A 4256-nucleotide genomic window follows, 5' to 3' on the forward strand; every position below is an offset into this window, starting at 1 on the left:
CGCCGTTTGTGCAGCGGAAACCACCACGTGATCGAAGGCATCCTGCGCAGCGAAGAAGGCTTCCAGCGCCGAGTCGTCCGACGTATCGAGGATGGCGGTACGCACGGCGCCGCCGATTTCAGCAGCCGCCGCTTCGAGCTTGCCCGCGTTGCGCGAGGCGATCGTCACTTCCGCGCCCAATRCAGCCAGCGATTTGGCCGCCGCCGCGCCGATGCCTGAACTGCCGCCAACCACCAGCACTTTTTGTCCATGCAAAGTATTCATCATTCATCTCCCTGGTTCAGATAGTTTCAGTTTCGCGTACGGTGATCGGGCTGCTCAAGGCGTAGCGCGCAATCTCGTCCTTGCGCATGAAGGCGACGCCGGGATGCGACCTGGCGTAGCGCAGAAACTCGTCCCACGCCTTCACCATTTGCGGCGTACCGCTGATGCGGTCGTGCGCGCTGATCGACATCATGCGGCGGCGCGTTGCGCCCTCCTCGTACAACTGGTCGAAGTCCAGTTTGATCTGCTCCAGGAACTGCGACGGCGAGTAGTTGCGGCCTTCGATCAGCAGAATATCGTTGTTGCGCAGGGTGTATGGCACCACCACAAAGTCCTTGCCGTTGACCTGCTCAATGAACGGCTCATCGCGGCTCAAGTCGTCGATGTGATAGGTGTAGCCCAGTTCCTGCAGCAGCGACAGGGTGTTTGGCCCACGGCGCAGCCAGTTGGCGTTGTAGCCTACCGGACGCTGGCCCGTCACTTCCTGCACCATCGACGCCGCCTCGCTGATGAACTGGCGTTCCTGCGCAGGGTTCATGGCGTACTGCGAACTCCAGCGCGGACCGTGTCCGGCAGCTTCGTGGCCGCGATTGACGATGTCCCGCGCCAGTTCAGGATGAYGGCGGACCGCTTCGCCGATCATGTGCGAGGTCACCTTGATACCGTGGCGGTCCCACAAGTCCAGCATGCGCGGGATGCCTTCACGGTATCCGTAAGCGAACCATGTGTTGACCACCGGGTCCGACGTAATACTGGCCGGGAAGTCCACTTTAGGGAATGGGCTGTCAGTGCCCTTCAACGGCTGGCCGCCTGCCTCGAACTGCATGGAGACGGAAATCACCAGGCGCGCGCCGTTGGGCCAGAATTCGCCGCTCCCGGTCTTGCCGGAAACCGCGGTCTTTGCCGGTGCTGCCTCCGCTTTTTGTGCTGCTGCGCCAAGCAGCAAACCGCCCGCCGCCAATGCGCCTGTTCCTGCTTGCGCCATGAAGCCGCGACGGGAAGTATCGATGGTACGTTCCATGATCAGCCTCCGATTACGCCAAGCTGTTGAAGGAAGGTCAGGTTGTCTTCGATATGCCAGTTGTCGGCAATGCGTCCTTCAACGACGCGATAGATATCGGTGGCGATGAAGTTGACCGTCTGCCCTTTGCCCTGCACGCCTTTGAAGCTGCCCGTGAAATGGCCCTGGAATCGCAGATGCACGACGACGCGGTCACCGGTCACGATCAGTTGCTCGATATCGGCGTGCAGATCGGGAATGGCAGCCCGCACGAACTTCGACGCAGCCAGCGGGCCCTCCAGACCTTGAGCGCGGCCGGGAGGCAGAGTGCGGTCGGTGAAGTTGGGGGCCAGTGCGGCAACGGCAAAAGCTTCATCGCCGTTGTTCCAGAACGAGCCGTAACGGCGGGCGGCGAGCACGCTTGCCTCGGCTTGGGCCGCGCTCAGGGTCGGATCGATGACCTGCACTTGCGGACGTACCAACTGGTCATCGGAGGCGGCTTGCGCGGTCGTGGCGCCCAGCGCCAGCGCGGTCATCAGGGTAGCGGTCAGAGTTTTCATCATATCTCCTTCGGAAAGAGTGGAATTGCGATGGAGTCATGATAGGATGGCCCATTAGGGAGAAATAGCCCCGTTTCGCGGATTGATATTTTCCAAAATACGAATAATGCTGGATGATCTGCCTGCCCTCGCCGCCTTTGCCCGCATCGTCAGTGCGGGCAGCATGTCGGCTGCAGCGCGTGAGCTGGACGTGCCGCTGTCCGTCGTCAGCAAACGTCTGGCGCAGCTGGAAAAGGCGGTTGGCGTCAGGCTGTTACAGCGCACAACGCGCCGCCAAACGCTGACCGAAGAAGGCGCGCAATTCCATGTGCGCGTCCTGCGCATTCTGGAGGAAGTGGAGCAGGCGGAACTGCTGCTCACGCGCAGCCGCCAGGAAGTGGCCGGCCKGCTACGCGTGACGGCGCCGGGTGAATTCGGCCGTCAGCATATCGTGCCGATCGTGGCCGACTTCCAGCGTCTTCACCCTGCACTGGCGGTTCAGCTGGAGCTCACTGACGCCGTCGTCAATCTGCTGGAGACAGGCCAGGACCTCGCCATACGTTTCGGTAGCCTGCAGGATTCGACCATGATTGCGCGGCGCTTGGCGCCCAATTACCGCGTAGCCTGCGCCTCGCCAGCCTACCTCGCACAGTACGGCGCGCCGACACATCCTGCCGAATTGGGCCAGCACCGCTGTATTCTGATCGGCGACCAGCGCCGCGCTGAATGGCGCTTCCAGGGTACTGAGCCAGTGACGGTGCGCGTCAACGGCGCCATCGTCACCAACGATGGCCAGGCCGCCCATGAATTCGCGCTGCAAGGCGCGGGCATCGTCGTGAAGTCGATCTGGGATGTAGGCGACGATCTCTTGCAGCGCCGCCTGCAAAGAGTTCTGCCCGCCCATACGATGCCGACAGCGCCGCTGCAGGCGATCTTCCCTCACAGTCAAAACATGGCCCCGCGCGTACGGGCCTTCGTCGATTACCTGCAGGTTCGCCTGCAGCAGGCCTGGCGCTGGGACGCCGCCACGGATAATTGACGGCACCGCGAGCATAAATAGTTATTACCCCATGTAAAAAGTCGGACGATTGAACCAGCTTTTTGAGCTGATTTCGTCTATGGGCAAGGCGTAATCCCGGCCCCATAAGGTCGCATACGACTAAATCGGAGTCGCTTGACACCGTAAAGTTTGCCACTATACTCCACGTCATCGCTTCCGATTAAATCGCATGCGTCAACTATTTTAGACTTAGGAGTTCCTCATGAAAACAATCGAATCTGTACTGCTCACTGGCAAAACCCGCACCGTCAGCCCCGATGGCGCCGTTATTTCCGGCAACCACGAAGGCCCGCTGAACATCCATCTGACCGCACCAGGTAACGGCGCTGCACGCACCCATGTGTTCGAGGCCGTCCAGCCGCACCCTACTGCCGAACAGCTGTTCGCCGGCGCCTGGTCGGCCTGCTACAGCGCCGCTGTCGGCATCGTGGCAAAGGAAAAAAACGTGAAACTGCCGGCGGATACCGCTGTGGAAATTGAAGTTGATCTTGGCACTGCGGGCGAGGAATACCTGATTCAGGCGCGCCTGACCTTCATCGCTCCAGGCCTGTCGCAAGAACTGGCCACCGAAATTGCGCACACCGCCGACACACTGTGCCCATACTCGAAAGCCACGCGCGGCAACATCAACGTGCAACTGCAAGCAGTGACCAACTGAGCCTTCTCTCTCTCTCGGAATTCCCATGAAACGCATTAACAAAGCCCTGCTGGCAGTAGCAGTGTTCGCACCGCTCGCCGCCCATGCCTTCCCCGACGTCGTCACCTCGGGCGCGAAAAACGTCATCCTGGTCCACGGCGCGTATGCCGACGGTTCCACCTGGCGCCAAATTCACGACCAGCTCTGGCTGAAGGGATACAAGATCACCGTGGTGCAGCAGCCGCAGACCACGCTGGATGAAAACGTCGCCGCCACACGCGCCGCCATCGACGCACAGGACGGCCCCGTGGTACTGGTCGGCCACGATTCCGGCGGCGCCGTCATCTCGATCGCTGGCGCCAGCGACAAGGTGAAAGCGCTGGTCTATCTGGCTGCCGTACAGCCGGAAGTGGGCGAAAGTGTGTCCCAACTGCTCGCCTCCAAACCACTGCCCGGCAATGAAGTGAAGACCAGCCGCGACGGCCATCTGTCGCTAGAACCGTCGAAGTTCCGCGATGTCTACGCTCAGGATGTGCCGCCAAACCGCACCAATTTCCTGTCCATCGCCCAGCCCCAGATCACCAAGGCCACGATGGACGCGCCGGTATGGAGCGCCGCCTGGCACACCAAGCCGACCTACGCCATCGTGGCTTCGGAAGACCGCCTGTTGAATCCTGAACTGCAGCGCTGGATGTACCAGCGCGGCGGCTCTCAAGTCATCGAGATGAAGGCCAGCCACGCCTTGCACATCTCGCA

The 4256-nt window shown here is 61.2% G+C and carries 6 protein-coding genes; 3 read left to right on the forward strand and 3 right to left on the reverse strand.

The window, feature by feature from the left end; genetic code table 11:
• The 3 genes from AB4Z11_RS24845 to AB4Z11_RS24855 form a co-directional block, all read right to left on the reverse strand.
• On the reverse strand, window positions 1-267 hold a 267-nt coding region (locus AB4Z11_RS24845; protein WP_442028428.1), incomplete at its 3' end, for an SDR family NAD(P)-dependent oxidoreductase.
• Between the two features lie 13 nt (window positions 268-280).
• A complete protein-coding gene (locus tag AB4Z11_RS24850) occupies window positions 281-1285 on the reverse strand; it encodes a polysaccharide deacetylase family protein (RefSeq protein WP_442028430.1) in 1005 nt (334 codons plus the stop codon).
• Between the two features lie 2 nt (window positions 1286-1287).
• Window positions 1288-1827 (reverse strand): ester cyclase, encoded by a 540-nt coding sequence (locus AB4Z11_RS24855; RefSeq protein ID WP_442028432.1) that lies wholly within the window; start codon window positions 1825-1827, stop codon window positions 1288-1290.
• 100 nt (window positions 1828-1927) lie between these two features.
• Between AB4Z11_RS24855 and AB4Z11_RS24860 the strand changes: the two genes are divergently transcribed.
• The 3 genes from AB4Z11_RS24860 to AB4Z11_RS24870 all read left to right on the forward strand — a co-directional run.
• Complete coding sequence (locus AB4Z11_RS24860) at window positions 1928-2842, forward strand: LysR family transcriptional regulator (protein ID WP_442028438.1); 915 nt, start codon at window positions 1928-1930, stop codon at window positions 2840-2842.
• Window positions 2843-3065: 223 nt separating this feature from the next.
• On the forward strand, window positions 3066-3521 hold the full coding sequence (locus AB4Z11_RS24865; RefSeq protein WP_442028434.1) for an Ohr family peroxiredoxin: 456 nt from the start codon (window positions 3066-3068) through the stop codon (window positions 3519-3521).
• Window positions 3522-3546: 25 nt separating this feature from the next.
• A partial coding sequence (locus AB4Z11_RS24870) for an alpha/beta fold hydrolase (protein ID WP_442028436.1) occupies window positions 3547-4256 on the forward strand: 710 nt, incomplete at its 3' end.

Source organism: Pseudoduganella sp. RAF53_2 (genome assembly GCF_052113985.1).
Classification (GTDB): domain Bacteria; phylum Pseudomonadota; class Gammaproteobacteria; order Burkholderiales; family Burkholderiaceae_D; genus Rugamonas.